At 43.4% G+C, this 25,469-nt stretch carries 33 protein-coding genes and 1 riboswitch; of the genes, 12 read left to right on the top strand and 21 right to left on the bottom strand.

The features are described 5' to 3' along the window. Nucleotides 1–13: 13 nt before the first annotated feature. Genes AS030_RS04140 through AS030_RS04125 form a run of 4 tightly spaced genes read right to left on the bottom strand, consistent with a single transcriptional unit; the run spans nucleotide 14 to nucleotide 3,821 of the window. Nucleotides 14–982, bottom strand: coding sequence for a sugar phosphate isomerase/epimerase family protein (locus AS030_RS04140; RefSeq protein ID WP_061968725.1), 969 nt, complete (start codon nucleotides 980–982; stop codon nucleotides 14–16). Continuing rightward, the gene (locus AS030_RS04135; protein WP_061968722.1) at nucleotides 979–2,043 is read right to left on the bottom strand and encodes a Gfo/Idh/MocA family protein; all 1,065 of its coding nucleotides are present in this window, start codon (nucleotides 2,041–2,043) and stop codon (nucleotides 979–981) included. The genes AS030_RS04140 and AS030_RS04135 overlap by 4 nt, the downstream gene beginning before the upstream one ends. After that, nucleotides 2,040–3,077, bottom strand: a complete 1,038-nt coding sequence (locus AS030_RS04130) for a Gfo/Idh/MocA family protein (protein ID WP_061968720.1) — start codon at nucleotides 3,075–3,077, stop codon at nucleotides 2,040–2,042. The genes AS030_RS04135 and AS030_RS04130 overlap by 4 nt, the downstream gene beginning before the upstream one ends. Nucleotides 3,078–3,101: 24 nt before the next feature. Next, nucleotides 3,102–3,821, bottom strand: a complete 720-nt coding sequence (locus tag AS030_RS04125) for a ThuA domain-containing protein (protein ID WP_061968718.1) — start codon at nucleotides 3,819–3,821, stop codon at nucleotides 3,102–3,104. A 203-nt stretch (nucleotides 3,822–4,024) separates the two neighbouring features. On the opposite strand from AS030_RS04125, the gene AS030_RS04120 reads away from it, so the two are divergent. Then, nucleotides 4,025–4,252, top strand: coding sequence for a hypothetical protein (locus AS030_RS04120; RefSeq protein WP_061968715.1), 228 nt, complete (start codon nucleotides 4,025–4,027; stop codon nucleotides 4,250–4,252). Nucleotides 4,253–4,292: 40 nt separating this feature from the next. Here the strand turns inward: AS030_RS04120 and AS030_RS04115 are convergent, their stop codons facing one another. From AS030_RS04115 to thiD, 9 genes are all read right to left on the bottom strand, one after another. Then, complete coding sequence (locus tag AS030_RS04115) at nucleotides 4,293–5,519, bottom strand: MFS transporter (RefSeq protein ID WP_061971524.1); 1,227 nt, start codon at nucleotides 5,517–5,519, stop codon at nucleotides 4,293–4,295. Between the two features lie 92 nt (nucleotides 5,520–5,611). Next, entirely contained in the window at nucleotides 5,612–7,135 is a 1,524-nt protein-coding gene (locus AS030_RS04110) for an MDR family MFS transporter (protein WP_061968712.1), read from the bottom strand. Between the two features lie 117 nt (nucleotides 7,136–7,252). Beyond that, the gene (gene clpP, locus AS030_RS04105) at nucleotides 7,253–7,834 is read right to left on the bottom strand and encodes an ATP-dependent Clp endopeptidase proteolytic subunit ClpP (protein WP_061968710.1); all 582 of its coding nucleotides are present in this window, start codon (nucleotides 7,832–7,834) and stop codon (nucleotides 7,253–7,255) included. 24 nt (nucleotides 7,835–7,858) lie between these two features. Next, nucleotides 7,859–8,110, bottom strand: a complete 252-nt coding sequence (locus tag AS030_RS04100; RefSeq protein ID WP_061968708.1) for a hypothetical protein — start codon at nucleotides 8,108–8,110, stop codon at nucleotides 7,859–7,861. Further along, nucleotides 8,107–8,709 (bottom strand): ArsR/SmtB family transcription factor, encoded by a 603-nt coding sequence (locus AS030_RS04095; protein WP_240482203.1) that lies wholly within the window; start codon nucleotides 8,707–8,709, stop codon nucleotides 8,107–8,109. The genes AS030_RS04100 and AS030_RS04095 overlap by 4 nt, the downstream gene beginning before the upstream one ends. 115 nt (nucleotides 8,710–8,824) lie before the next feature. Next, the gene (locus AS030_RS04090; protein WP_061968706.1) at nucleotides 8,825–9,067 is read right to left on the bottom strand and encodes a hypothetical protein; all 243 of its coding nucleotides are present in this window, start codon (nucleotides 9,065–9,067) and stop codon (nucleotides 8,825–8,827) included. A 64-nt stretch (nucleotides 9,068–9,131) separates the two neighbouring features. Beyond that, nucleotides 9,132–9,812: a thiamine phosphate synthase gene (thiE, locus tag AS030_RS04085; protein WP_061968703.1), complete on the bottom strand. Its 681-nt coding sequence runs from the start codon at nucleotides 9,810–9,812 to the stop codon at nucleotides 9,132–9,134. Next, entirely contained in the window at nucleotides 9,799–10,629 is an 831-nt protein-coding gene (gene thiM, locus AS030_RS04080; RefSeq protein WP_061968700.1) for a hydroxyethylthiazole kinase, read from the bottom strand. The genes thiE and thiM overlap by 14 nt, the downstream gene beginning before the upstream one ends. Continuing rightward, the gene (thiD, locus tag AS030_RS04075) at nucleotides 10,626–11,432 is read right to left on the bottom strand and encodes a bifunctional hydroxymethylpyrimidine kinase/phosphomethylpyrimidine kinase (RefSeq protein WP_061968698.1); all 807 of its coding nucleotides are present in this window, start codon (nucleotides 11,430–11,432) and stop codon (nucleotides 10,626–10,628) included. Before thiD ends, thiM begins: the two co-directional genes overlap by 4 nt. Before the next feature lie 82 nt (nucleotides 11,433–11,514). Further along, nucleotides 11,515–11,617, bottom strand: a riboswitch (TPP riboswitch). A gap of 160 nt (nucleotides 11,618–11,777) precedes the next feature. On the opposite strand from thiD, the gene AS030_RS04070 reads away from it, so the two are divergent. The 3 genes from AS030_RS04070 to AS030_RS04060 all read left to right on the top strand — a co-directional run bounded on the left by AS030_RS04070 (nucleotide 11,778) and on the right by AS030_RS04060 (nucleotide 13,462). Beyond that, nucleotides 11,778–12,017: a hypothetical protein gene (locus AS030_RS04070; protein WP_061968695.1), complete on the top strand. Its 240-nt coding sequence runs from the start codon at nucleotides 11,778–11,780 to the stop codon at nucleotides 12,015–12,017. Nucleotides 12,018–12,147: 130 nt separating this feature from the next. Next, the gene (locus AS030_RS04065; protein ID WP_061968693.1) at nucleotides 12,148–12,378 is read left to right on the top strand and encodes an IDEAL domain-containing protein; all 231 of its coding nucleotides are present in this window, start codon (nucleotides 12,148–12,150) and stop codon (nucleotides 12,376–12,378) included. A 142-nt stretch (nucleotides 12,379–12,520) separates the two neighbouring features. Further along, entirely contained in the window at nucleotides 12,521–13,462 is a 942-nt protein-coding gene (locus AS030_RS04060; RefSeq protein ID WP_074440455.1) for a YecA family protein, read from the top strand. Nucleotides 13,463–13,660: 198 nt separating this feature from the next. Here AS030_RS04060 and AS030_RS04055 read toward each other — a convergent pair whose 3' ends face one another. From AS030_RS04055 to AS030_RS04045, 3 genes are all read right to left on the bottom strand, one after another. Next, on the bottom strand, nucleotides 13,661–15,004 hold the full coding sequence (locus tag AS030_RS04055; protein ID WP_061968688.1) for an APC family permease: 1,344 nt from the start codon (nucleotides 15,002–15,004) through the stop codon (nucleotides 13,661–13,663). A 124-nt stretch (nucleotides 15,005–15,128) separates the two neighbouring features. After that, nucleotides 15,129–16,163, bottom strand: a complete 1,035-nt coding sequence (locus AS030_RS04050; protein WP_061968685.1) for a YkvI family membrane protein — start codon at nucleotides 16,161–16,163, stop codon at nucleotides 15,129–15,131. A gap of 153 nt (nucleotides 16,164–16,316) precedes the next feature. After that, a complete protein-coding gene (locus AS030_RS04045; RefSeq protein WP_061968683.1) occupies nucleotides 16,317–16,592 on the bottom strand; it encodes a hypothetical protein in 276 nt (91 codons plus the stop codon). Nucleotides 16,593–16,860: 268 nt separating this feature from the next. Between AS030_RS04045 and AS030_RS04040 the strand changes: the two genes are divergently transcribed. Further along, the gene (locus AS030_RS04040; protein ID WP_061968680.1) at nucleotides 16,861–17,277 is read left to right on the top strand and encodes a phage holin family protein; all 417 of its coding nucleotides are present in this window, start codon (nucleotides 16,861–16,863) and stop codon (nucleotides 17,275–17,277) included. Between the two features lie 36 nt (nucleotides 17,278–17,313). Here the strand turns inward: AS030_RS04040 and flgM are convergent, their stop codons facing one another. From flgM to AS030_RS04020, 4 genes are all read right to left on the bottom strand, one after another. Next, on the bottom strand, nucleotides 17,314–17,574 hold the full coding sequence (gene flgM, locus AS030_RS04035; RefSeq protein ID WP_061968677.1) for a flagellar biosynthesis anti-sigma factor FlgM: 261 nt from the start codon (nucleotides 17,572–17,574) through the stop codon (nucleotides 17,314–17,316). Nucleotides 17,575–17,592: 18 nt separating this feature from the next. After that, on the bottom strand, nucleotides 17,593–17,832 hold the full coding sequence (locus AS030_RS04030) for a hypothetical protein (RefSeq protein ID WP_061968674.1): 240 nt from the start codon (nucleotides 17,830–17,832) through the stop codon (nucleotides 17,593–17,595). Between the two features lie 193 nt (nucleotides 17,833–18,025). Next, on the bottom strand, nucleotides 18,026–18,367 hold the full coding sequence (locus tag AS030_RS04025; protein ID WP_061968671.1) for a hypothetical protein: 342 nt from the start codon (nucleotides 18,365–18,367) through the stop codon (nucleotides 18,026–18,028). A gap of 155 nt (nucleotides 18,368–18,522) precedes the next feature. Then, a complete protein-coding gene (locus tag AS030_RS04020) occupies nucleotides 18,523–18,762 on the bottom strand; it encodes a hypothetical protein (RefSeq protein ID WP_061968669.1) in 240 nt (79 codons plus the stop codon). A gap of 180 nt (nucleotides 18,763–18,942) precedes the next feature. On the opposite strand from AS030_RS04020, the gene AS030_RS04015 reads away from it, so the two are divergent. The 6 genes from AS030_RS04015 (at nucleotide 18,943) to trhA (ending at nucleotide 23,323) form a co-directional block, all read left to right on the top strand. Beyond that, nucleotides 18,943–19,365: an organic hydroperoxide resistance protein gene (locus AS030_RS04015; protein WP_061968666.1), complete on the top strand. Its 423-nt coding sequence runs from the start codon at nucleotides 18,943–18,945 to the stop codon at nucleotides 19,363–19,365. 234 nt (nucleotides 19,366–19,599) lie between these two features. Then, on the top strand, nucleotides 19,600–20,328 hold the full coding sequence (locus AS030_RS04010) for an amino acid ABC transporter ATP-binding protein (protein WP_061968664.1): 729 nt from the start codon (nucleotides 19,600–19,602) through the stop codon (nucleotides 20,326–20,328). 68 nt (nucleotides 20,329–20,396) lie between these two features. Further along, nucleotides 20,397–21,152, top strand: a complete 756-nt coding sequence (locus AS030_RS04005; protein ID WP_061971519.1) for a glutamate ABC transporter substrate-binding protein — start codon at nucleotides 20,397–20,399, stop codon at nucleotides 21,150–21,152. Between the two features lie 63 nt (nucleotides 21,153–21,215). Further along, nucleotides 21,216–21,869, top strand: a complete 654-nt coding sequence (locus AS030_RS04000; protein ID WP_061968662.1) for an amino acid ABC transporter permease — start codon at nucleotides 21,216–21,218, stop codon at nucleotides 21,867–21,869. Between the two features lie 14 nt (nucleotides 21,870–21,883). Beyond that, nucleotides 21,884–22,594, top strand: coding sequence for an amino acid ABC transporter permease (locus AS030_RS03995; protein ID WP_061968659.1), 711 nt, complete (start codon nucleotides 21,884–21,886; stop codon nucleotides 22,592–22,594). 87 nt (nucleotides 22,595–22,681) lie between these two features. Next, the gene (gene trhA, locus AS030_RS03990; RefSeq protein WP_061968656.1) at nucleotides 22,682–23,323 is read left to right on the top strand and encodes a PAQR family membrane homeostasis protein TrhA; all 642 of its coding nucleotides are present in this window, start codon (nucleotides 22,682–22,684) and stop codon (nucleotides 23,321–23,323) included. Nucleotides 23,324–23,339: 16 nt separating this feature from the next. On the opposite strand, the gene AS030_RS03985 is transcribed toward trhA, so the two are convergent. Continuing rightward, entirely contained in the window at nucleotides 23,340–23,786 is a 447-nt protein-coding gene (locus AS030_RS03985) for a GNAT family N-acetyltransferase (protein ID WP_240482202.1), read from the bottom strand. Nucleotides 23,787–23,932: 146 nt separating this feature from the next. Here AS030_RS03985 and AS030_RS03980 point away from each other — a divergent pair, with 146 nt between their 5' ends. Continuing rightward, nucleotides 23,933–25,450, top strand: coding sequence for a spore germination protein (locus AS030_RS03980; RefSeq protein WP_061968651.1), 1,518 nt, complete (start codon nucleotides 23,933–23,935; stop codon nucleotides 25,448–25,450). The last annotated feature ends 19 nt before the right edge of the window (nucleotides 25,451–25,469 follow it).

Raw genomic sequence — 25,469 nt, 5'->3', positions numbered from 1 at the left:
CGTTTCTTTTATTTTACACCCACCACATTTCTGCAGGAGTCTCTTCAATCATTACATCATTCAGATTCTTCACGGCACGGGCAAACCCTTCATTGATGCTCATAAGCGGGTCCTCATGCTCAATGCTGACCACATAATCGTAGCCATAGGTTCGTAATGCGCTGATCATGTCGGACCATTCCTGGACGCTATGGCCGCAGCCAACAGAACGGAAGCTCCAGGCCCGGGATCTGACTTCCCCATATGGCTGCATATCCGTCAATCCATACATGTTCACGTTATCCTGATCAATATACGTATCCTTGGCATGGAAGTGGTGGATCGCATCTGCTTTGCCAAGAATTTTAATCGCTGCCACAGGATCAATTCCCTGCCACCATAAATGGCTTGGGTCAAGATTGGCACCAATGGCATCACAGGTTTCTTCACGCAATTTCAATAGGGTATACGGGGTATGTACCAGAAATCCGCCATGCAATTCCAGTCCAATTTTCACGTTCTTGTCTTTCGCATATTGTCCCCATTCCCGCCAATAAGGAATTAATTTTTCTTCCCACTGCCATTTCAGGACATCACCATATTCGTTTGGCCAAGGGGTAACCGGCCAGTTAGGGTACTTAGCTTCTTCATGGTCCCCAGGCACACCAGAAAAGCAGTTGACAACCGGAATTCCGAGCATACTGGCCAAATCTACTGTTTTAACAAAAGTCTCATGAGAAACACGGGCAAACTCCTGATCTGGAGAAAGAGGATTTCCATGGCAGCTCAATGCGCTGATCATCAAATCCCTTGACTCTATCTGGTGAAGGAAACCTTTTCTTTTTTCTTCACTGTCTAACAGTTCGTCCAAATTGCAGTGAGCGTTTCCCGGGTAATTCCCCGTTCCGATTTCAACCGCTTTTACTCCCTCTTTTTTCACATGATCGAGCATTTGTTCAAGGGACATTTCAGAAAACAATACCGTAAATACACCTAACTTCATCGACTCTCCACTTCCTTTCGCTCATTTAATTTCACACTGCTTCCAATTAAACTACTTTCATAAATGGCTTCAATCAGCATTGACACTCTTCTTGCTTCTTCTGGCTTTACTACCTGCTCTGCCAGCCCGAGGCAGCATTCCACAAAGTTTTCCGCCTGCGGATTTCCAGGATTATCATCTCCCGGGATAAAAGCGGCTTCCGAATTCAGCAATAGCCCATGTTTGGCCTGATTCAAGTGAAAAGGAAAAACATCAAGACCGCCTTTTTCACCGGAAATGCTCACATTCTCCAGGTCCTCTTTGATGTTGGCCGACCAGGAGGTTTCCAATAACAGAGAAGCTCCATTTTCAAACCGGACATAGCCTGTTACATGATCATCCACCTCGAAGGTGCTATGGTCGAAATCTCCCCACAAGTTCACTTGGTCAGGAGTACGGCTCAGCAGATTGTATTGGGAACCCATCACTTCCACCGGCACTGAATCCCCCATCAGCCAGAGTGCCAAATCCAGAAGATGGCACCCATAATCGATTAAGCTGCCGCCGCCCTGCAGTTCTTTGTTGGTAAAAACACCCCAGCCGGGAACTTTTCGACGCCTCAAGCCCTGTGCCCTGATGACGAGCGGCTCGCCAATTTCGCCTTCCAACATAACTTTCTTCGCTGCCTGGGCATTTTTCATGAAGCGGTAATGATAGCCAATAGACAGCACTTTACCGGACTCCTTGGCAGCTTTTATCATCTCATCACATTCCTTGGTGGAGAGTGCCATCGGCTTTTCACAAAAAACATGCACTCCTGCTTTTAGCGCTGCCACCGAGATTTCTGCGTGAAATTTATTCGGCGTTGAAATAAATACAGCATCCACGTTTTCCAGAAGATCATGATAATTCTCATAAACTCCCGGAATATTATACGTTTCTGCGATCTGTTGGGCACGGTGATGATTAACATCACTTACACCCGTTATGACTGCTTTCTCGGCCAATTTGCGCACAGCTGGGATATGCCTCGATTCTGCAATCCCGCCGACTCCGATAAAACCGATTTTCAGCATATTCATGCAAGTACTCCGTTGGCAAGGCTCACATTCTTTTTCGTTTCGCTGGCTTTTAATGCGGCAATAATTACCGCAAGTGAGCGTTTACCTTCTTCTCCGGAAACAGCTGGCTCCTCATCATTTAAAATACATTCTGCAAATTTAGCGATGACCCTGGAATCAATTTGTCCTCCGGAGTCGTTCGTCTGAATTTGACCCAGTGAGTAATTAACTACAGAACCATCCTTGTACTGTGCAACCAATGAATATTCAGGACTTTCTTCCATGCGTAGAATCCCTTTTTCACCGTAAATGATTGTAGAATTATCTTCTTTGGCAACATAGGACCAGCTTGCGGCAAGTGTGCCAATGATTCCGCTTTCCGTTTTTAATACACAAACGGCCGTATCATCCACCGTAGCGTTTTCTTTTGAAGACGTTTCCACAAAAGCAGCGACTTCCTCGATTTCTTCTCCTAAAAGGAAGCGAAGCAAATCCGTTTTATGAACGCCAAGATCCCCCATCGCTCCAATAAAGGCTTGTTCTTTTTTAAAGAACCAGCTGTTTGTCCCATCGGCACTCCATGTTTCTGGTCCCGGATGGCCGAACGCGGTTCTGAAGCTGTATATCTTACCAAGCTCTCCTTTTTCAAGAATTTCACGCGCCTTTTCATGTGAGCGAACAAAGCGCTGGTTGTGGGCAATCATTAATTTCTTGCCGTTTTTTTCACTGGCCATAATCATCTGTTCTGCTTCTTCAAGAGAGGTGGCCATCGGCTTTTCACATAATACATGCTTGCCGCTGTTCAGGGCAGCAATGGTAATTGGTGCATGCAGGTAATTGGGAGTGCATACGCTGACCGCTTCAATTTCCGGGTCCTTTAAGAGTTCCTCATAGGAATAATAGGCTTTTGCTCCATATTCTTTAGCGATTTGATCGGCGCGGAGCTGATTGATATCGCATACAGCGGCAATTTCTGTCTCTTGGTTTTGCTGGTACTCTGGCAAGTGTCGGTGCTGGGCAATACTGCCACATCCAATAATTCCTACTTTAATCATTTCTTGGTTCACTCCTTGTTTAAATTACTTTGAGCCAATAGCTTCAAGCGGCTTGGCATTTCCGTAGACTGGCTTTTCACTCGCTGCAGGCTTTGCCCACTGAACGGCATTGACAATAACCTGCTGAATTTCTTTTTTATGATAGGTCGGATAGGTTTCATGCCCCGGGCGGAAATAAAAGATTTTACCTTGGCCGCGCTTGTATGTGCAGCCGCTGCGGAATACTTCCCCACCTTCAAACCAGCTGACAAATACGAGTTCATCCGGAGTTGGAATGTCAAAATGTTCTCCGTACATCTCTTCTTTTGGCAGTTCGATATATTGTCCGATATTGGCTGCAATCGGATGAGATGGATCAACGACCCAAAGGCGTTCCTTTTCATCTGCTTCGCGCCATTTGAGGTCACATGACGTGCCCATTAATTTTTTGAAAATTTTAGAGAAATGCCCTGAGTGAAGGACAACCAGTCCCATGCCATTCAGCACCCTTTGCCGGACCCGCTCCACTACTTCATCCGATACTTCATCATGGGCGATATGGCCCCACCAGATAAGAACATCGGTATTGTCCAGCACTTCCTGGCTCAAGCCATGCTCTTCTTCATCCAATGTAGCGGTTCCTGTCTGAATTCCTTCATTTTCTAAAAATTGCTGAATAGCTCCATGAATTCCATCCGGGTACACCTCGCGTACTGCCGGATTCTTTTTTTCATGGCGGTTCTCGTTCCAAATGGTTACCTTCATTGGTTACACTCCTTTGATTTATGTAGAAATCCTGTTCTTTCAAAAGGGTAAACGTTTACGTAATTTCCTAAGAACAACTGATGTAAACGTTTACCTATATTTTAATGGACATTGCGTTTTTGTCAATTACTAAAATAAAAAAGGTTTTAAAAATCACGGAAAGGCTATTACTACAGTACATACAAAAAAAGGAGAGATTTCATATGGATAATGATAAAAAGCAAGATAAATTACTGGACCGGAATGATAGAAATGAAGCTTTTGAAAAAAGCCAGAAGAAACAGCTGGAACGTGATCAGCTCGTCATGCCAACCGACGATCTCCCTCTTGAAGACATAAAAGATGAAAGCATAGAAGAACGGAACAAGGAAGAAACGAAAAGTACCTCTTCTTCCGAAAAGAACCTTAATCCTCCAGAAGGAAAACGATAAACGTGAAGAGCCGGCGCCTATGGCGTCGGCTCTTCTGGTGTTACCTGGTTTGTTCCATCTCCCATGCCTTGACCGTTTGATCGTTCGGCAAAAGAAAGGTCAATACTCCTGCAAATGGCAAGAAACTCACCAGCAGCATAATAAAACGTACGCTGTACAAATCCGCTAAATTCCCCAAAATCACAGAGCCCAACGCTCCCATCCCAAAAGCCAGCCCAACAATCAGACCAGAGACCATTCCGATACGGCCAGGAAGGAGCTCTTGGGCGTAAACGACGGTCACTGAAAAACTGGACATGATGATAAAACCAAGCAGCAAAAAGATCGGATAAACCCAGAACAGACGGACATGCGGAAGCAGCATGGCAAGAGGTGCGGAACCGAGCATGGACCAGAAAATCATGTTTCGCTTTCCGAAACGGTCGGCAAGGGGACCTCCAAAAAAAGTACCCGCCACACCTGCAGCCAAAAAGACGAAGATGTAATACTGAGCATGAGAAATGGACAGATGATAGTTTTTAATCAAATAGAACTGGTAAAAATTAGAAATACCCGATACATACCAGGAACGTGCGAAGACAAGAAAAACAAGAAGGCACACAGCAAACGTAATTTGATTCTTTCGTTTGGGGTTCGCCGCCTTCTTTCTGTTTTTGTTGCCAATACGCGGAAAAGCAACCAGCCTTGAACGGTACCAGCCAGACACAAAAATGAGCACTGCGATCGCCAAAGCAGCGACCAGCGTAAACCAGATGGCGCCAAATTGGCCAAACGGTACAAAAACCAGCGCGGTCATAACCGGTGCCAGCGATTGACCGGTATTCCCTCCCACCTGATAAATGGATTGGGCAAGCCCTCTCCGTTTTCCTGCTGCCATATAGGCCACTCGTGACCCCTCCGGGTGAAATACTGCAGAACCAAGTCCGATAAAAACAACGGAGAGCAGTATGTATGAAAAATGGCTGGAAAAAACAATCCCCACCATCCCAGCCAGACTGCAAGCCATGCCCAGTGGAAGCAAAAAAGGTGATGTTTTTTTATCGGTGTACCACCCGACAACGGGCTGCATAATGGATGAGGTCATATTTAGTGTAAACGCGATCCATCCGAGCTGTGCAAACGACAGATTCATAGACTGTTCCAGTATCGGAAAAATGGCTGGAATCACCGATTGCATCGCATCATTCAGTAAATGGACAAAACTAATCGCAAATAAAACCTTGTAAATCGTTTCCGTTGCGGAAGCTTCTTTTTTAACGGAAGCCATTGCCATTCTTTCTTCCTTCTTTCTGTAAACTATTTATATTGTAAAAGATTAGCATGGTTTACTCCTTTTTAACAGTAAAAAAGCATCAGAGGTTACCCCTCTGATACTCTTCCGTTACTCATTGATTCATCCGATTCCTTGACGCGGGCCTGCCCCATAAAAAAGATAAACAGCAGCGCAGCAACAACACAAATCAGCGAATAGCTAAACGTGTCGGCAATAGAGTTTGCCAAAACATCCGTCATCTTGTCCAAAACCTCAGGCGGGATTTGTTTCCGCACTTCCGGCTGCAATAACGCCCTTGAGTCCACTGACTTTTGAAACTGACCAAATTGAGGCAGGGCATCCTTCAGCCGATCACTTAACAGATTGTTTTGAATGGTTCCAAAAATCGTGATGCCCAGCGTCATGCCGATGAGGCGGAAAAATGCATTCTGGGAATTGGCGGAGCCTCTCTGTCTGGCGTCCAGCTTATGAACCGAAGCCATGCTGAGCACAGGAAAGGAAAAGCCTACTCCGATTCCGGCAAGCACCATATACAGCGTAACCAGCATTCTTGAAGTGCCCGCATCCATCGTACTGAGCAAATAAACGCCAATCAGAAAAATAACACCCGAGAACATCATGACCTTGCGATAGGAAGAGCGGATCACCGTTCGTCCTCCGGTCTGGCTTCCCACTACCACCCCGATCATCATTGGCATCAATATCAGACCCGCATTCGTCGCTGACCCGCCAAAAACACCTTGAATATAAATGGGAATATACATCGTTGCCAAAATAAACACAGAACCATAGAAGAAAGCGATCGCCTGGCTGGAGAGAAAGAGCCTCTTTTTAAAAAGGGCCAGGGAAACAATTGGATCAGCCGCCCGGCGTTCAGCCAGAATAAACAGAACGAAAAGAACGACAAACCCGGCCAGCAGGGAAAAAATTAGCGCCGAATCCCAGGCATACTCCTTTCCGCCAAATTCCAAGGCAAACATCAGACTGACAAGCGAAGCAACGAGCAAAACCGCACCAAGATAATCAATTTTCTGTTCACGGTGTTCCAGAGATTCAAAATAGAACTTGATAATGAAAAAGAGGGATAGAAGTCCAAGCGGTAAATTCACATAGAAAATCCAGCGCCAGTCCAGATAATCTGTCAAATACGCACCAAGAAGCGGACCAAAAACACTGGACATGCCAAAGACCGCTCCAAACAGCCCGGTCATCTTTCCACGCTGTTCAACAGGAAAAATATCAAAAATAATGGTGAAGGCAATCGGCATCAGCGCACCGCCTCCAACTCCCTGAATCGCCCGGTAAAGACTCAGCTGTGTCATGGTGTCTGCCATTCCGCAAAGAACCGATCCGAGAATAAAAAGAGCCAGTCCGGTAATATAAAACTTTTTCCTGCCATACATATCAGACAGCTTTCCAAAAATCAGCATGCTTGCCACAGAAGCAATCATGTATGCGGACGTTACCCAGATAAATTTCTCAAAATCCCCTAATTCCGCAACAATCGTTCCAATCGCCGTAGCCACAATGGTATTATCCATAGCTGACATCAAAATTCCCAGCAAAAGGCCCGCGACCACAAACTTTTTGCTTCTTTGTTGATTTACCATACATTCTTTCTCCTTGTCATTAATTAATGGACAGCTCTATTCTTTTCTCTTTGGATAGGGCAATACCTGCCAGGGTGAAATAAAAAAGAAAGAGCTCATAAGCTCTTTCTGTTACACCTATAGTTTTTCAATCACTTTGTTAATAATGCCGTAGTCCAGTGCTTGCTGCGCTGTCATAAAGAAGTCTCTGTCTGTATCCTTTTCCACCCGTTCCATCGGCTGACCTGAGCGGTCGGAGATAATTTTATTTAAAATCTCCCGCGTTTGAATAATTCGTTTGGCGTGGATAATCATGTCTGCCGCCTGACCTTCTGTCCCGCCCATCGGCTGGTGAATCATGACTTCTGCATTCGGCAACGCATACCGTTTTCCTTCTGCTCCGGCGATCAGCAGGATAGCGCCCATGGATGCCGCCATCCCGATACATATCGTTGACACGTCTGGTTTAATAAATTGCATCGTGTCATAAATCGCCAAACCAGCAGTAACAGATCCCCCAGGAGAGTTAATATAGATGGATATATCTTTTTCGGGATCTTCTGCTGCCAGAAATAGCAGCTGAGCGACTACAGAATTGGCAACATTGTCATCAATTGGGCTGCCAATAATGACAATTCGGTCTTTTAAAAGCCTTGAATAAATATCATACGAGCGTTCGCCTCTGTTCGTGGTTTCAACAACCATTGGCACTAAGTTCATGATCTTTTTCCTCCTGTACGTTTCTTACGCTGCCATGCAGTACGGCGAAGATCCCGTGCTGCCAGCAGCGATTTTTCCAAATCCGGATGTAATGTAGACAACCTTTGATGGCATTTTTCCCTCTGTTTCAATCATGATCTCCGTTCGCAGCTCTTCCCTGTTCTTCTCTTCTTGCTCATTTTTTCTTTCATGAAGGTTGATCACTTTTTCATCCCGCAGTTTTTGTTTCCGGTTCTTTTCCCATACAAGAGAAGTCTGCTTCTTCACGTCGCTCATCCCTGTTTTCCTCCTTCAGGTTTTGGATAAATAGCAATAGACACCTGGTACTCCTCGCCGTTTTCCTTTTCTCCTGATTGATATTTTTCAATTAACTGATGAAGCAGTGAGAAATATTCGTTCATGAATTCATTCCGCTGTTTTTCTCCGCATAAACTGACGGAAGCCTGAAGAACGGCACTTGGAATTTGTGCTATTTCTGCCTGTTCCATGAGCTGCAGGGCATCTTTTTTTATTGCTTCAGTCAATGATAATACATGAGCCAGGGCATGCTGATCCTGCAACTTTTGTGAAGTCTCCGGTGACAAGCCAAGTGATTCAGACAAAATCAGGGTTTTTGCCACTGCCTGATATAGTACTTCTACCAAATTTCTGACATTCCTTGTGCCCACCTTTTGCACCAGCCCTACTTTTTCAAGTGCTTTCAAGTGATAATTTATTTTTTGCGGTGTTTCGTTTAGCATTTTGGCAATTTCGGTGGCTGAAGCGGGGACTTTCAAGGCAGCTACAATCTCCGAACGAATGGGATGCAAAAGGGCTGCAGCTTGCTCCGGCAATGTGACCAAATACGTTTCTTCTATTCGGGCCTTCTGGTTCACAGCTTCACCTCACTTAAAATAAATGTATTACGTAAAATTATTTTATTACGTTAGGCTTATTTTTGTCAAACCTTTCAAGTTTTAAACAAAAAAAAACAGAAGCGAAAGGCTTCTGTCAATTGATGAACGGCAGAGCCGCCAGAATAATAAAAACCAGCACCATGCCTGAATTAAAATAGAATTCTATTTTCAGTTTAAAATAATAACGTTCCACTGCCCTGAACAAAAAAACAACAGCGAGGATGGCAAAAAGGACGGAAGGGCTGTTTACATAAATGCCATTCCAGAGTGCACTTAAAAAGCTCAACAGTAAAAGCACCATCTCCGCATATGACCAGGCTTTGCTCCGTTTTTTCATAGAGACACCTCTTTCATGCATCGTCCATTTATTGTACGGAACACGCGTGAAAACAGTGCCCTTCCTATTTGATAATTTTGTTTAAAGAGTTATTCTGTTTGGCATTCTCTACCGCTTTTAGAAGTTCCCCAGCAGCTTCCGCAGGTTTTAGATGGTTACTGATGGCCGTTATTACAGCTACCCCATCTGCGCCTGCCTGAACGACTCCTGATGCGTTGTCCTTATTGATACCGCCAATTCCGACGATAGGGGCATCTATTCCATTGTCCCGAAGCTCACGAATCACCGAATACCCCATCACCGGCCTTGTATCCGTTTTTGTTCCGGTCGGATAAACCGGACCGACTCCGAGGTAATCGGCACCAATTTCAAGCGCAAGCCACGCTTCATTCAGATTGTGGACCGAAACACCCAATAGTTTTCCCGGAACGGCGTTACGGATTTCCTTGAGATCTCCGTCTTCCTGTCCGACATGCAGTCCGTCTGCATTCAACTTCTTCATTAAATGAATATCATCGTTAATGATAAATGGAACGTTAAATCGGCCGCATATTTGTTGAAGGGCCATGGCAAGTTCTATCCGGTCGTTTCCTTCCAGACAACCCTCCCCTTTTTCACGGAATTGGAAAATTGTTGCTCCACCAATGAGCGCCTTCTCCAGAACTTCTTCGGCATCTGCTGAACAATTAGTGCTTCCCATAATAAAATATACCTTCATACGATCTTGAAGCTCAGCTTTGTTCATTGCTCTTCCCTCCGTGAACCGTTTCCCATCTTCCTGTCTCGTCAAGTTCTTCAGCACTTAATAGATATAGCTCATCCAAAAAAGCCGTTTGAAAACTCCCAGGCCCGCGCGCAGCGGAAACCGCACGTTCAGCACAAAGACCCAGGTAAGTAAGCGCTCCGGCCATCCGTTCGAATGAAGTCAAATCAGTCGTTACCGATTTGGCTAGAAACAACCCTATCAAAGAGGTGGAGAGGCAGCCCGTCCCCGTCACATAGGAAAGCATCTCATGCCCTCCTCTTATTACCATGGTTTCTGTCCCATCACTCAAGATATCCTCTTTGCCTGTAATGGAGACCAAGCAATTCAACTGATTGGCCGCAAAGCGGGCCAGTTCCGAACTGTCCTCTGCCAGGCTCCCGTCTACGCCTTTTCCACTCCATTGTTCTCCACTTAAAAAGGCGATCTCTGCCGCATTGCCGCAGATCACATTTGGAGAGACTTCATCAATAATTTCTGAAACAGCCGTTTTTCTTAACGATGATAATCCCGCACCGACCGGATCAAGTACAACCGGAATTTCACTGGATTTGGCTTTTTTCCCGGCTAGGATCATCCCTTTCACCAAATCCGGCTCAACCGTTCCGATATTCAATATAAGAGCATCGGCAGCCATTACAGCTTCTTCAGCTTCTTCATAATGGTGGGCCATCATTGGGCTTCCTCCTGCAGCGAGAATTCCATTAGCCAGGAAATTCATTGTTACTTGATTGGTCATATGATGAATCAGCGGTTTTTTCAAGCGAATATCTTTTAAAAGATTTGGTAATTTTGTCATTGGTATTTCCTCCTGTAGGCCCAGTGGTTGGTCGGTCCATGGCCGCTTCCCAGATGAAGGGGTACGCTGATGGCTTCCTGTATAAAGGCTTTGGCGGTTTCAACGGCTTCAATCGGAGATTTTCCAACAGCCAGTTCGGCTGTTATTGCAGCAGCAAATGTACAGCCTGTTCCATGGGTTTGTGATGTTTCAATGCGTTTCCCTTCAAATTCAATCAATTGTTCCCCATCATAATACAGATCCACTGGTTCATTTTCATAGGGAAGGTGACCGCCCTTGATGACGATTTGCTTTGCTCCCAAACCATGCAGAAACTTGGCTGCGTCTTCTCTGCCCTGTTTGTCCTCAATCTTTCTTCCGGTCAGTTGCTCGGCTTCTGGAATGTTTGGAGTCAGTATATCTGCGAGGGGAAGAAGGTGTTTCTTTAGAGCTTCAATTGCATCCTTCTTAAGCAGTTCTGCCCCTCCCTTCGCGATCATCACCGGATCAACTACCACGTTGGCCCATTTATATTCCTGAATAAGTGAGGATACCGCCTCAATAATTTCGGCACTGAAAAGCATGCCTGTCTTCAGCGCTTCTGGCCTGAGGTCGTCTGCAATACTTTTCAGTTGGTCTACCACCATTTCAACCGGTATAGCATGGATATTTTGGACACCCTTGGTATTTTGTGCGGTGACAGCGGTAATAACTGACATGCCATATGCGCCTAATTCTTGAAAAGTTTTCAAGTCGGCCTGTATACCTGCTCCTCCCCCAGAATCCGATCCTGCTATCGTTAATGCTTTTGGTGTATTGGACATTAGAAAAACTCCTTTTTTCTTTACTTCATATAAAAAGCCGCCCTCAAAAAGAAGGCGGCTTAAACATCATCATTCAGCTGGTCGTCGGTTTAAGCCACTTCCCTACGACGGTATGATCCGTATCAGGTTCAAAGGGTCAAAGTTCACTCTTTTCTCAGCTTCCATAAGCTCCCCTAGTGGTTAGTACTATAAATATTATTTACCCTCTATCGTATCGGACAAATTTAAAAGCGTCAAATTGGAAATATGAAATATGTCGAAAAGTTAGTTAACAGCGTTTAAAAAGAGCGAGTTACGGGCATATTTTATACAACACCCGATAGAAACTCTGGAGGGAGAGAAATTATGAATATAAGAGAGAAACTGCAAAATTTAAAAAACAACCCAGAAGATGTTTATAGTCACGCTCAGTCAGAAGAAACCTTCTCAAGAAATTACACCAATCCAGTCGAAGTCAAATATAACCCTACAGAAGAAGTTTATGAATTGCGAGTTTTTGACATGGAAGGCGGTGAGCAGCTGGAAAGTAAAACTTTCCACTCTGTTGACGAGGTGCTGGCTGATTTAAATCTGGAAAATGAATAAAATAAATCTAAATTTTCAGAATTAAATAGTTGCTATTATTTCATAGGATAAGTATACTAGTAAAAACCCACTAAAAGCATTAGCTTTAATCACCCAAGCTTTTGCAAAAATATTCAAGGAGGAATAGAGCATGAAAGATAATACGTCGTATAATAAAGATATGAACGATCTTGTGAAATACAAACTTCAGAAGAAAAATGAACCGTTCGCTTTTAATATGGTTGCTCAGATGATCCTTGATGAGTCCTTGCACGCCCATCAAATTAAACGTTATAAAGAAAAAATAGATGAAGCCCTTGAGAAACGAGATGAAGCAAGTTTCATGAAATTGACTGATGAATACCTTCGCTTCCTGGGGTAAGAAATCAAACCTTTTTGGTTTGATTTCTTTTTTTTGCCCTCACCCAGTTGTGCGGCAGTGCAAAAAGTTGCATTATCATGCGTTTATGCTAGTATTTACAAGGTGATTATTTACAACATGAGCAGTATGTACGGAGGGTAACATGAGTAAAGTAAGACGAAACGATCCTTGTCCTTGCGGAAGCGGGAAAAAATATAAACATTGCTGTCAACGGTCGCTGACAACAACAAAGATGAAACAAATGGTTGAAATCAGCCGTCACCTGGAAGGGCTGGCAAAGTTTGCTTTTGACAACTTTCATGAAGACATGGGAAAAAAAACACGGAATTTTATCCAACAATTTAATGTTGATAATGAGCAGGTGGAAACATACGCAAACTTGATGGTATGCTGGCTCATTTTTCATTCAGCGGTTCAGGACGGTAAAACACCCGTAGAACTGTACCTTATGGAACAAAAAGAAAAAGAAGAGCGTCAGGTCTACGAAGTAGTGAAAGAATGGAAGAACACCACCCCTTCACTGTATACCGTTCAGGAACAGCTAACCCGGAACGTTTATAAGCTGAGAGATTATTTCACTCATCAGGAACATACGGTTGAAATCCATTCAGAATCCCTTCCTGAAGTGGAATTACTTGTTGCAGGTTCGCTGATCGCTACAGGGGAACATCAAGAATTTTACATTGATTATGCAAAAATTCCGGTTTCCGCTTCGGATCTATCAAAGAAACTGCAAACCATTCAGTCTGAACAATTAACAATGAAGGACGATTTTCCAAATGTTCTTCACATTCTTTTGTCCAAAAAGTCTGCTGTTCCGGTCAATGATTCGGTTTTAGCTATACTGAAAAACACAGCTTCTTCCGAAATTTATGAAAAGGCCATTCCCCTTTGGGATCAATGGAACAACAGCCAAAAGCTGACCGTTCGAAAAGAACAGCTTTTCGCTGCAGCACTGCATTATTTTGTCAGCAAGCATCTTTTGGAAGAAGGCACATCACAGGCTGAAACAGCTGCCTATTATGATATTTCAGCCTCCAGTCTATCCGCCAAATATCGGCAGCTGAAAAATATCATTCAATAAGAGAACCTGCCAATGGCAGGTTCTTTTAACTTTCTGCTGGTTTGTTTTTCTTTCGCAAGTCGTTGAACGTATATTACAGAGAGATTAGCCAAAAAAGGGTCTTAATATTTTCGGTTTTTTTGCTGGTTGACTGTTTCAATTTTTGCACCTAATGAAAAAGCTCTGCTGAAAATCAGCAGAGCTTTTTACGGGAATATATTACGCTTTCTTTTGCAGTTGCGGTTCGTGTTCCGTCTGGTTTCTTTTGTTAAGGTACCAGTACAAGGGCAATCCTGCCAGTGTGACAGCAATTGCCGTTAGGCTGTCAGCAGGATTATCAATTATCGTAGCTATCACAATATAACTGGCGCCGATGATGGCAAACGCCGGAACGATTGGAAACAGAGGTACACTGTATGACCTTTTCTTCCCTTTGTTTCGTTTTCTCAAAACAAACAAAGCATAAAACGCAAATATATAAAAAATATAAATGGCAAATATCGCCATGGCGGACAGGTAATCCGGATTCGATACCAGCATGAGGCCAACAGCTAAAACCACCTGCAGCCCGGTAGCCGGAATCGGTGTTCCAAATTTTTCAGAAACAGAAGCAAAGAGGCGGGATGCCGGCAGCTGCTTGCGAAGTGCCATTGCGTAGGTTACACGCGGAAACGTTAAGATCTTTCCGTTCAAACAACCGAAAATGGAAACAGCAATACCCACAGCAATCAATTTTCCGCCCATCTCACCGAACAATAGGGAAGCGGCAGTTCCGGCTGAATTCTCTCCCAATTCAACAATACGGCTTGCTGGTAGTACATGAAGCATGGCCACATTTACCAGCAGATAAGCGACTGTTACAAAAAGAATCCCGCCAATGATCGCTTTAGGTAGTATTTTAGCAGGATTTTTCATTTCCCCAGCCACAAACCCGACCATCAGCCACCCATCATAAGCAAACAATGTTGCCAGAATGGCCGCTCCCATGCTGATTTCTCCTGTAAAGCCGCTTCCTGCATTCAAAACCTGTTCATTTCCCTTCCAAATGCCAAACACAACGATTAACACGATCGGGAGCAATTTTCCGATCGTTGCTATGTTTTGTACAATGCCACCATACTTAGTGCCAAAGCTGTTGACCACAGCTAGAAAAACAACCGTAATAATACCAATCCACGGTCCTGTTTTATCGTTCCATCCAAACAAGTGGGCAAGCAAAGAGCCAAAATATAGACCGAGACCTCCTATGATGGCGGGACCGTAAATCACCGTTTGCATCCAGCCGCTCAGATAGCCCCAAATCTTTCCATACACCTCTTCCAAATAAACATACAGTCCGCCTGTCTTTGGAATCTGCGTGGCTACTTCAGCAATGGTCAGGCCTCCTGCCAGAGTGATAAGTCCACCGAGCAGCCAGGCCAGGAGTGCCATGCTTGATCCTCCTGCATATTCAATGACTTTTCCCGGTTTCATGAAGATCCCGGAACCGATTACTGTACCAATAACAATAGACATCGCTACGGAAAGGCCGATATCTTTTTTCAGATCTGCTTCTGTATTCACGCTGCTGTCCACTCCCAAACTATTTTTGTCTACTCTAGAAGGACTTTCTTTTTTAAAACTTTATCACAGCGTTTAAGTCCTGTCACTATAACCAAAAATAGTAATTCTATTCAAAAAAATCTCTTTATTTAAAATCCTTTTTTAACGTGATCACCAGCATATAAGCGAGCCCAACCAATCCAAACAACGGATAAAGATAGTGAAGAAGTGAAGAATAGCCAAACAAACTGATTAAGTACCCCCCACTCATTAACAACAGCAAAATGAAATTGGATGAAAGCTTGAATGATTTTTTCAAAGGAGCGACAAGCCCGAACAGGTTTCCAATCAGCGTAGTGAAGATTTCACCATATACGACGAGCAAAAACAACAAATGCACAAAGATTCCGAGCCGGCTGATAATCTCGGCAACAGGGATTTCATATTGAACGGATTGCGGCACCAGATAAAGGGCAAAGTGGCTGTTTAACAGGATGAAGGTCAATCCAAGCCCTCCTAAGAAACCACCCCACCGGATGATTGATTCATCCTCAGCTTCCCGGCTAAGTGGCACAAGAACCGCTTGTGCCAAAGTCAAATTAAACGCAGCATAAGTAAACGGGCTGAACAGCCATCTCCAATTCCCGGTAAAATCCTCGGTCCGGATCAGAGGTGCCTCAATCGGTGAAAAAAGCATGGACACCGATATAATAATGGAAAAAAGAATCATAATGGGGACAATGACCGAATTAGTCCATAAAATACCTTCCATCCCCCGTTGCATAACGATGAAGCATAATAAAACGGTGAGCAGTATTCCGGCATGAAACGGCAAATGAAGCTGTTCAGTAAATAATGCTCCAGTACCAGACAGCATGACAGCTGTTACACCAAACAACATCACAAACATAAGCAAATTAATCCCTGCGGCAAATCTTTCTCCAAAAAGATACGTGTTTAACGACTCATACGTTTCCGCTCCGATCTTTCGGGCAAGGAGCATGATTTTTGTACCAAGGAAGATAAATAAAAAACCGCTGATCAAAATGCCGGCAAAGCCCGCCGAACCATGTATGGTAAAGAATTCAACAATCTCTCTTCCCGTCGCGAAACCTGCCCCTACGATAGTGCCGATATAGGTTGCACCGATTTGAATAACCTGTTTTTTTCTTTTTTGCATAATCTCCTCCAGCTCCGCACGTCCTCTTCGTTAATATGTATGGCCTGTACCGGGAATTTAGAAGGACATCGGGCAAAGCAAAGCGGGGATCAGCAAGCCAAACAAAAAGGACACGTGATTCGCCGCCTGAGAGACGACTCACGTGCCCTTTTCCTATTTTTTCTTTTTGCGTTTCGGCAATTTATCAAGGAGCCAGCCTTTGCCGATTTCGCAAAAGCGTAAAGGCATTTCCATCGAAATTAATATCCTGTCTTTTCCAACTATATTTAACATTCCGGTTTCCTCATTGACCTGTCTCACTTCTGCACTTTCCGTACCTGACACCGGAACGACCATTTTTTCATTGTTAAATCCTTTAATTTTAAAAACCTTTCCGTCAAAAGAAACTTTGTGACAATGTGGAGGAAGACCAAGGGTAATTTTGTTCACATTAAAAACCTCCTATAAAGATTTTCTCATTTAAAGATTTTCTTCATTGTAACAGAAATGCGCGTGTCTTTTCTTTGATTTTTTAAAATTTTTTAAATATTATATTTACTTTTCAATAAACTTTACCTACCCTCAAATGTTGTTACATAAACGACAAAAAAGTTACTATCAGGCACAAATTTTCAGCAAAGGAACCAATTATTACGTTCTATCATATTCTAATAGTCAATACTAGATTTTTATTTTGGAAACTATGAGGTGGATCTACATGAGTAGAGTTCAAATGCTGTTTAAATCCTGCTCTGCACTGGCAGGCGCTTATGCAGGTTATTTTTTTGGTCCGATGTCGCCATTGATCAATGCTCTTGTAATTTTAGCTATACTTGATTATCTGACAGGTATTATTGCTTCTGCCTATGAAGGAAAACTTTCCAGTTCGTCCGGATTCAAAGGAATTTTAAAGAAAATCGCTATTTTTTGCATTGTAGCTGTTGCCCACTCACTCGATACTCTTTTTGGCGGTCATTACATTCGTGATGCCACGATATTTTTTTATTTATCCAATGAATTGCTGTCCATCATTGAAAATGCGGGCCGGACAAACATTCCCCTGCCCCCTGTGATCAGAAAAGCGTTCCTGGTTTTAAAACAAAAGGAAGAGGAGAAAGAAAAAAAAACAGACTAGCTCTCTGCCAATCTGTTTTTCGGTATGAATCTGGTTTTATTTCTGATAATAAGAAGCAATCTTAGCCGCAATTTTCTCCGGATCGATTTGATATTCCCCTGCATTGATTTTTTGTTTAAGTTCCTCTACCTTTGCCAGCCGTTCACTTGGCATTCCGGCCGTTGTTTGATTTAATAGCAGCCCTTCCCGCGAGATTTCCACGGAATCTTGTAAAGATGGCTTTGAAACTTTTTGAGGTTTCATTACTTCGGTGGCTTTATACGGCTGATCCACCCTTTGAATGCCATTGATTTTCATGCTGTTAACCCCTTTATTTTATATGCAAACATTTCCTACACATACCCAGTCATCTTCAATTTCAGAAGGCTCCAGATAACGCATATACAGTTTCTGGCCGCTCTTATCATACTTTATTTCAAATTCTTTTTCATTTTGCCTGGATTCACAAAAAAAGTGAATATACTCCTGTGTAAATAAATAAGGAGTAAAATTTTTATAATCTTCAAGATGGTTTTCGACCCATTGTTGAATATCTTCTTGTTTAACCGTTTTCATTTTACTCTTCCCTTACCCCATTTTGTGTATAGTGATGGATAAATGTATGAAAATACCCCATGAAAAACTGCTTTAAACACATAAAAAGATATTTTTCTCATAGTCTTCGAATCATTCTTATATTATAAGGGGTATCTTATAAAAAAAATAGTAAATTTTGTATAAAAAACGTCCATCTCCGTAAGATGAACGTCTATCGCAATTCATTCAGCTTTGGAATAACACCCATTTCTTCCACTTCTGCCTTCGTCTTTTCGGTACCAAGCATATAGATCTGGCGGTAAATTTCAAACATGAGCTCATTATCTTCTCTTCGGTCGAGATCGCCGTAAAATTCATTAAAATGTGTACTCGAAGAAAAGAGATCTTTCCCTTCTTTTTTGTTGTGTTCATGCAATTTTTGAAAGAGGCCGCGCAGCTGTTCAATTTCCCCTTCATTTGCATGAACCTCAAAAAGGTGAATGCTTTCATCGGCAGGAACAGTGTTTATATCCCCTTTAGGGTTAACATAGAATGTTAATTTCCTTTCATCCATCGCAAAGGCTCCCTCCTTGGCTTCTTTTAGATGTAATTCCCGTTAGCGGCAGCCCTTTAAACCTGTATGCTATAAACAACTATTTTAAGCGGCTCCCTTTGCTGGGGAGCCTCTTAAATTTGTTTTTGGTGTGCTTGAACCAAGAGTATTAGAAGTTAGATTTTATTTTTCTCGATAAAAACGATCGCATCCTCCACTTCGTCAAAAACCCTTGATCCCACAATTTCTCTCTCATCATCATAAAAGGTGGCCTGAAAAAAGCCATTGTCTCCCTGTGGGACATACCTTATTCGCACAAGATCGTTTTTTGCTCCAGGCAGGTTGGTTTCCTGAAGAAACTCAAATTCTTTTTCCGGATTTTCCATTAAGCTGCGTATATGTTCATTAATTTCCATGCCTTTCCCTCCAACAGTTCTTTAGTTCATATTTTCCCAAATTATGAATTCATAAACTCCCACTGCAGCTAAGATGCGGTTTCAAATTAGAGGTTTAAAAAGATAGAAAAAAGATAATGTTTAGGTGTGTAGAACAAATTGGGGCAGTTTGCTGCCACCGAATACAAGGAGTGATGAAGCATGGATCAAGGTTTATATACAGCCAGAGCAACAGCACAGGGCGGACGTGAAGGAAATGTTTCCAGCGAGGACGGCAAACTGGATCTTAAACTCAGCATGCCAAAAGAGCTGCAGGGCTCAGGAGGAGAAGGAACCAATCCAGAACAGCTTTTCGCCTGCGGATATGCGGCTTGTTACCAAAGTGCACTTCAGCTGGTAGCCAAAAAGCAGAAAGTGGATGTTTCCGACAGTAAGGTGACAGCCAATGTAACGATTGGCAAAGACCAGCCGAATGGCGGATTCAAACTTGCGGTAGTTTTAGAAGTCGCCATACCGGGACAGGAACAAGCCAATGTACAAAAGCTGGCCGATGAAGCCCATCAGGTTTGTCCATATTCCAAGGCAACACGCGGAAATATCGACGTTGAAATAAAGGCAGTTTAATCATTCAACACTGGTTCCCGTAAAGGGGACCAGTTTTTTTGTGCTTCTTTCCCCCCTTTTTTCCTATGTAAAAATTCCTTCCAAAAAAATCCCTTCCAAAAATAATAAGAAGAAAAAAAAGGAATTTTGTAACTGATGGTCGAAATATATTCAAAAGATTCTTGAAATAAAAACCTGAGAAAAACTTCAGGAATACAACTACCTGAGTTTTAATACATAAAAAGGGGGATTGGATTGATTTCATTTAAGCATGTGAATAAACATTTCGGCGATTTTCAGGTTCTCACTGATATTAACCTGGAGATTAAAGAAGGAGAAGTTGTTGTTGTCGTTGGCCCGTCGGGGTCAGGGAAAAGCACCCTGCTTCGCTGCATCAACCGTCTTGAGACCATTACGGACGGTGAACTCATTGTTAACAAAAAAGTGTTAAAAAGCAAAGATACAAACATTAACGACCTTCGTAAAGAAATCGGCATGGTTTTTCAGCATTTTAATTTGTATCCTCATATGACTGTGCTTGAAAACATTACCCTCGCTCCAAGAAAAGCTCTAGGTATTTCCACAGCAAAAGCAAATGAAACCGCAATGTTCTACTTGAATAAAGTGGGAATTCCGGACAAGGCAGATTCCTTCCCATCCCAGCTTTCCGGGGGGCAGCAGCAACGCGTGGCCATTGCCAGAGGTCTTGCCTTAAAACCTCATATCATGCTTTTTGATGAACCAACCTCTGCTCTTGATCCCGAAATGATCGGCGAGGTACTCGATGTGATGAAAACACTTGCGAAAGACGGCATGACGATGGTCGTGGTTACGCATGAGATGGGTTTTGCCCGAGAAGTAGCGAACCGTGTCGTATTTATGGACCATGGCCGGATTCTTGAAGACAGCGAGCCTGCTGCCTTCTTTTCCAATCCCAGAGAAGACCGGGCCCGCTTATTCTTAAGCAGAGTATTAAACCATTAAAGGAGCTGAACCATTTGAAAACAAAAAAAAACTGGCTGATTGCACTTATTCTTGTACTGATCATCAGCATGCTTTCCGCATGCGGCAGTTCTGATAAAACAGGAGGAAAAGAATCCAAGGATACGCTTTCCGCAATAAAGAAACGTGGAAAACTGGTCGTCGGGGTCAAATATGATACCAACCTGTTCGGCTACAAAGATCCGTCTAGCGGCAAAGTGGAAGGCTTTGATATTGATATCGCCAAAGCACTTGCAAAAAAGATCTTTGGTGATGAGAAAAAACTGGAGCTCAAGGAAGTCACTTCAAAAACACGTGTGCAAATGCTTAAAAACGGTGATATCGATGCTATCATTGCAACCATGACCATCACCCCTGAACGTAAAAAAGAAGTGAATTTCTCTGACGTTTATTTTAAAGCCGGCCAGTCCCTTCTCGTGAAAAAAGGAAGTAAGATCAAAGGCATCGACGATATTAAAAAAGGTACAAAAGTCCTTGCAGTAAAAGGCTCCACTTCTGTTCAGAACATTAAAGACAAGGCTCCTGAAGCACAGGTTTTGGAATTTGAAAACTACGCGGAAGCATTCACCGCTCTGAAAGCCGGCAAAGGTGATGCATTGACCACCGACAACTCTATCCTGTACGGCATGGCAGACCAGGATCCCAGCTATACACTGGTAGGTGAGCCATTTACCGATGAACCATATGGAATCGCCCTGAATAAAGGCGATGACAAATTCACTAAATATGTAAATGACTTTATTAAGGAAATTCAGGACAGCGGAGAATATGACAAAATCAAAAGCAAATGGATTAAAGAACAATAAAGTCCGGTGAAGATGGATGGACCCCTGTGTCCATCTCTTCTTCTTTCATAAAGGAGGGAAAACATGCTTGATTTTACAATTCTCACAAATAACCTTGACACGTATTTGCAAGGGTTCGGAAATACACTGAAAGCAAGCCTCCTCGCTTTAATTTTCAGTTTTATTCTCGGTGTTATCATTGCGGTAATGCGAATTTCCCCCATGAAAGTGCTACAGGGTGCTGGAACTGCATATGTTGAATTTGTCCGTAATATTCCCCTTATTCTTATTCTGTTTATTTTTTACTATGGATTGCCGACCCTGGGGATGGAACTTTCCGGATTTCAGGCTGGGACCATTGCCCTTTCCATCTATACAGCGGCATTTATTGCCGAAGCCATTCGCGCTGGCATCCTTTCGGTGGACAAGGGCCAGATGGAAGCCGGCCGGTCGTCGGGCCTCACCTATATTCAGACGATGAGATACATCATTTTGCCGCAGGCAATTAAGATAGTTATTCCGCCCCTGGGCAATCAGTTTATTAATCTTGTAAAGAATTCATCGATTCTGGGAGTTGTGGCCGGATTGGATCTTATGTATTTTGGCGATTCCATCTCATCAGCCACCTATGTCGTGTTCGACGTGTATATCTTTGTCGCCGTATTCTATCTCATTTTAACGATTCCGCTCAGCTTGTTCGTCGGATACCTTGAACGGCGCCTGGCTGTAAGCGGATAAGGGGGAGGAGCTCTATGGATTTTATCGGTGCTTATTCCTCAGGGAATCTGCTCTTTTTGTTGAAAGGTCTGGGTACAACGCTGCTCGTCGCTTTTATCGCTATTATTTTCAGCTTTCTCATTGGAAGCATCCTTGGCATCCTGCGTTATGCCAAGATTCCTGTTCTATCAAGAATTGTTGCGGTCTGCGTGGAAGTGATCAGAAACCTTCCTCTCTTGCTGATCATTTTCTTCACGTTTTTCGCCCTTCCTGAGGTCGGAATTAAATTAAGCGTAACAATGGCTGCCATCACAGCTCTTATCATTTTTGAATCCGCCATGCTTTCCGAGATTGTTCGAAGCGGACTGAATTCCATTGAAAAAGGGCAGATTGAAGCCGCACGGTCGTCGGGTCTCACGTATATGCAGACCATGCAGCATATTATTCTCCCACAAGCTCTGCGCCGTATGGTTCCCCCGATTGTCAGCCAGTTTATTTCCTTGTTGAAGGATACATCACTGGCAGTTGTAATCTCCTTGCCAGAGCTGCTTCACAATGCTCAGATTGTAAATGGAAAGAATGTTAATTATGTTATCCCCATTTTTCTTCTGATCGCCGTGATGTATTTTCTTGTTAACTATTCCTTGTCTTTGGTTGCAAGACGCCTTGAAATGAAAGAGCGCACCAACCGGAAATCGACAGGGAAAGTATTGCCTGCCAAACAGCAGACCGGAGAAATGATGTAAAGACAAGAGCTCAAATTCACTTGAGCTCTTTTTCTGTGTTAGAATGATTGAAACATCATTTTAGTCCGGAATAAAGGAAGTGAAAAAATGGAGGCTTTCACCTATACGAAGCGTGAAGAAATCATCAATGCCATCACCCATGGAATCGGAGCGGTTTTTAGCATCATCGCGCTGATTCTTCTTATTGTATTTGCCAGTGCACAGGGAACACCGCTTGCTATCACCTGTTTTGCCATTTTCGGGGTAACGATGCTGCTTTTATATACAGCGTCCACCCTTGTCCACAGCTTTCCTGAAGGCAAAGTCAAAGATATTTTTGAGATCATGGACCATTCCGCCATCTATCTGTTTATAGCGGGTTCCTACACCCCTATCCTTCTGCTTGTCGTTAAAGGAGCCTTGGGCTGGTCATTGTTTGGAACGGTCTGGGGAATCGCCCTTGCCGGAGTCGCCTTTAAAATCTTTTTTACCAAACGGTTTGTGATTCTTTCCACCATTGGTTACGTACTGATGGGGTGGCTGATTGTATTTGCCTTTAACCGTGTGATCCTCAACCTTTCACAAGAAGCTCTTGCCTGGCTGTTTGCCGGAGGAATTTTGTATACCGTGGGTGCCTTTTTCTACGTTTGGCGCAAGTTTCCCTATAACCATGCAGTTTGGCATCTGTTTGTCCTTGCCGGCAGTGCTTCTCATTTTATACTCATGCTGTATATATTAAAGCTCTCGTAAAAAAGAACAGCAGATATCAGTTCTGCTGTTCTTCTTTTATTTTCTTTTTCATGTATCGTCCAGGATCCACCACTTCAAATCCATATTGGCTGTAGAGTCCATGCGCATCCTCTGTGGCCAGCAGCATCCCTCTTACTTCCTTCAGTTCATCAAAAGAAATGATTGTTTGGACCAGCCATTTGGAAAGCCCTTTCCCCCGATGCCTTCTGTCAATAAACACATCACATAAATAGGCAGTTGTAACGTAGTCTGTTAAAATCCGCGCGAAACCGGCTTGAACAAGCTTCCCATCTTTCATCTCGTACACCCCAAAACAAAGTGTATTTTTGATGGCCTTCTCTACCCTTTCCTTCGTAATCCCCTTTGCCCAATATGACTGTTGTGACAAAAACTCATGAATCATGGGAAGATCCAGCAATGTTTTATCGGTAGAAATCGCATAATTCTCTTTTTTCCATTCCATTCTCATAACCCCCAAGCGCTTACTTCTTATTACAAGTATAATAAAAGATCAATGGATTTGCCCTTGTTTTTTTGGTTGAATAGAGAGCTGCACAATTGGAATGATATACAAATAGACATACTTAAAACGAGGGAATGAGTCTTTTTATGTTCGGGAAACGACGGCAAAAAAAACAGGATCGTTCACAAAACCAGTCTTCCGGGCAAGCTAAAACCCAGCTTACCTTCGAACAGCTGATGGAAAAATGCAGGGCCTCAAAGGATTTTGTTTCATTTACAAAAAGCGATAAGCATCCATTTACGATTTCTTATTATAAAAGTATGGTAAATCCTGAACTGGTTCATAAGGATCTCATCCCTTATTTAACCAGTTGTTCTTCCTTATCGTTGAAAGAGCTCTCTCAGGAAATTCCTGTGGAAAACATTGAACATACAAGCGATGTCCAGACTATAATGGACAGCGTGCTGACTGGCTCAGTCATTGTTCAGTCTCGTCCAGGAAAAAAAGATTGCCTGCTAATCCCGGCTGCTACCGCTGAAAAACGGCAGATCTCTGTACCCGAAACAGAATTCAGCGTTGTGGGACCAAAAGAGGCGTTTATCGAAACTCTCGAAGTCAACATCAATATGGTTCGTAAAAGATTGCCGATACCTGAACTTCACGTAAAGGAAGTAACAGTTGGCAAGCTGTCAAAAACGCGCGTGGTCATTCTTTATATTGACGGGATTGTGAATATGGAAAACGTCAATACACTGAAACAGCGGATTTCAGACATTGAATACGACCATATTCTGGATAGTACTTACATTCTTCAAATGATATCGGACGACCAATACTCCCCGTTTCCACAGCTTATCAATACGGAACGCCCGGACCGGGTAGCTGCCGTTTTGTCAGAAGGGAAAGTAGCCGTTCTCGTCGATGGTTCCCCAAGCGCCCTGACTGGGCCAACAACGCTAGTTGAATTCTTTTCCGCATTTGAAGACTATTTTTTATCCTGGCATATTGCCTCTGTTTTCAGGATGATCCGCCTTTTTGGCGTTCTCTTTTCCGTTCTGTCCACACCACTTTATGTTGCTGTTCTAACCTTTCATTATGAGATGATACCGACCGACCTTCTGGGCACCTTGATCGCCTCACGTTCTGGCATCCCCTTTCCCCCGATCGTGGAAGCCATTATTCTCGAATTGTCGATTGAGCTTTTAAGGGAAGCTGGTGCTCGTCTGCCATCAAAGGTCGGACAAACGATCGGGATTGTTGGAGGTATCGTTATCGGAACAGCCGCCGTACAGGCAGGGTTAACGAGCAACGTCCTGCTGATCATCGTAGCACTCGCTGCTCTGGCATCCTTTACGACACCCGTTTACCAGATGAGTAATACCATTCGTTTGATCCGTTTTCCTTTTTTAATTTTTGCCCAATTTTGGGGAATGCTTGGTGTGGCCATTTGTTCTGCCTTTATTTTAGGGCATATGTTACGTCTTACATCCCTTGGACGGCCATATCTCGCTCCGCTGTTCCCTTTAAGGATCACCGATTTAAAGGATGCGTTATTCCGGCTCCCATTTAACCGCCAAAGTCTCCGTCCGATGCAGATGCGGCCAGCGGATCCGGTACGTTTTAATTCCCAACGCGGCAAACAGAAAAATGACATTGAAGAGTAATCCGCTTCACGAAACATAC

Source organism: Fictibacillus enclensis, assembly GCF_001457035.1.
GTDB lineage: Bacteria > Bacillota > Bacilli > Bacillales > Fictibacillaceae > Fictibacillus_C > Fictibacillus_C enclensis.
The sequence above is the reverse complement of the archived record's forward strand: the minus strand, read 5'-3'. Positions and strand labels throughout refer to the sequence as shown.

Excerpts from the sequence above, each read along its gene's own strand:
- AS030_RS04140 (WP_061968725.1), bottom strand. The coding sequence starts at position 982 with ATGAAGTTAGGTGTATTTACGGTATTGTTTTCTGAAATGTCCCTTGAA.
- AS030_RS04135 (WP_061968722.1), bottom strand. The coding sequence starts at position 2,043 with ATGAATATGCTGAAAATCGGTTTTATCGGAGTCGGCGGGATTGCAGAA.
- AS030_RS04130 (WP_061968720.1), bottom strand. The coding sequence starts at position 3,077 with ATGATTAAAGTAGGAATTATTGGATGTGGCAGTATTGCCCAGCACCGA.
- AS030_RS04125 (WP_061968718.1), bottom strand. The coding sequence starts at position 3,821 with ATGAAGGTAACCATTTGGAACGAGAACCGCCATGAAAAAAAGAATCCG.
- AS030_RS04120 (WP_061968715.1), top strand. The coding sequence starts at position 4,025 with ATGGATAATGATAAAAAGCAAGATAAATTACTGGACCGGAATGATAGA.
- AS030_RS04115 (WP_061971524.1), bottom strand. The coding sequence starts at position 5,519 with ATGGCTTCCGTTAAAAAAGAAGCTTCCGCAACGGAAACGATTTACAAG.
- AS030_RS04110 (WP_061968712.1), bottom strand. The coding sequence starts at position 7,135 with ATGGTAAATCAACAAAGAAGCAAAAAGTTTGTGGTCGCGGGCCTTTTG.
- clpP (WP_061968710.1), bottom strand. The coding sequence starts at position 7,834 with ATGAACTTAGTGCCAATGGTTGTTGAAACCACGAACAGAGGCGAACGC.
- AS030_RS04100 (WP_061968708.1), bottom strand. The coding sequence starts at position 8,110 with ATGAGCGACGTGAAGAAGCAGACTTCTCTTGTATGGGAAAAGAACCGG.
- AS030_RS04090 (WP_061968706.1), bottom strand. The coding sequence starts at position 9,067 with ATGAAAAAACGGAGCAAAGCCTGGTCATATGCGGAGATGGTGCTTTTA.
- thiE (WP_061968703.1), bottom strand. The coding sequence starts at position 9,812 with ATGAACAAAGCTGAGCTTCAAGATCGTATGAAGGTATATTTTATTATG.
- thiM (WP_061968700.1), bottom strand. The coding sequence starts at position 10,629 with ATGACAAAATTACCAAATCTTTTAAAAGATATTCGCTTGAAAAAACCG.
- thiD (WP_061968698.1), bottom strand. The coding sequence starts at position 11,432 with ATGTCCAATACACCAAAAGCATTAACGATAGCAGGATCGGATTCTGGG.
- AS030_RS04070 (WP_061968695.1), top strand. The coding sequence starts at position 11,778 with ATGAATATAAGAGAGAAACTGCAAAATTTAAAAAACAACCCAGAAGAT.
- AS030_RS04065 (WP_061968693.1), top strand. The coding sequence starts at position 12,148 with ATGAAAGATAATACGTCGTATAATAAAGATATGAACGATCTTGTGAAA.
- AS030_RS04060 (WP_074440455.1), top strand. The coding sequence starts at position 12,521 with ATGAGTAAAGTAAGACGAAACGATCCTTGTCCTTGCGGAAGCGGGAAA.
- AS030_RS04050 (WP_061968685.1), bottom strand. The coding sequence starts at position 16,163 with ATGCAAAAAAGAAAAAAACAGGTTATTCAAATCGGTGCAACCTATATC.
- AS030_RS04040 (WP_061968680.1), top strand. The coding sequence starts at position 16,861 with ATGAGTAGAGTTCAAATGCTGTTTAAATCCTGCTCTGCACTGGCAGGC.
- flgM (WP_061968677.1), bottom strand. The coding sequence starts at position 17,574 with ATGAAAATCAATGGCATTCAAAGGGTGGATCAGCCGTATAAAGCCACC.
- AS030_RS04030 (WP_061968674.1), bottom strand. The coding sequence starts at position 17,832 with ATGAAAACGGTTAAACAAGAAGATATTCAACAATGGGTCGAAAACCAT.
- AS030_RS04025 (WP_061968671.1), bottom strand. The coding sequence starts at position 18,367 with ATGGATGAAAGGAAATTAACATTCTATGTTAACCCTAAAGGGGATATA.
- AS030_RS04020 (WP_061968669.1), bottom strand. The coding sequence starts at position 18,762 with ATGGAAATTAATGAACATATACGCAGCTTAATGGAAAATCCGGAAAAA.
- AS030_RS04015 (WP_061968666.1), top strand. The coding sequence starts at position 18,943 with ATGGATCAAGGTTTATATACAGCCAGAGCAACAGCACAGGGCGGACGT.
- AS030_RS04005 (WP_061971519.1), top strand. The coding sequence starts at position 20,397 with ATGCTTTCCGCATGCGGCAGTTCTGATAAAACAGGAGGAAAAGAATCC.
- AS030_RS04000 (WP_061968662.1), top strand. The coding sequence starts at position 21,216 with ATGCTTGATTTTACAATTCTCACAAATAACCTTGACACGTATTTGCAA.
- AS030_RS03995 (WP_061968659.1), top strand. The coding sequence starts at position 21,884 with ATGGATTTTATCGGTGCTTATTCCTCAGGGAATCTGCTCTTTTTGTTG.
- trhA (WP_061968656.1), top strand. The coding sequence starts at position 22,682 with ATGGAGGCTTTCACCTATACGAAGCGTGAAGAAATCATCAATGCCATC.
- AS030_RS03985 (WP_240482202.1), bottom strand. The coding sequence starts at position 23,786 with ATGGAATGGAAAAAAGAGAATTATGCGATTTCTACCGATAAAACATTG.
- AS030_RS03980 (WP_061968651.1), top strand. The coding sequence starts at position 23,933 with ATGTTCGGGAAACGACGGCAAAAAAAACAGGATCGTTCACAAAACCAG.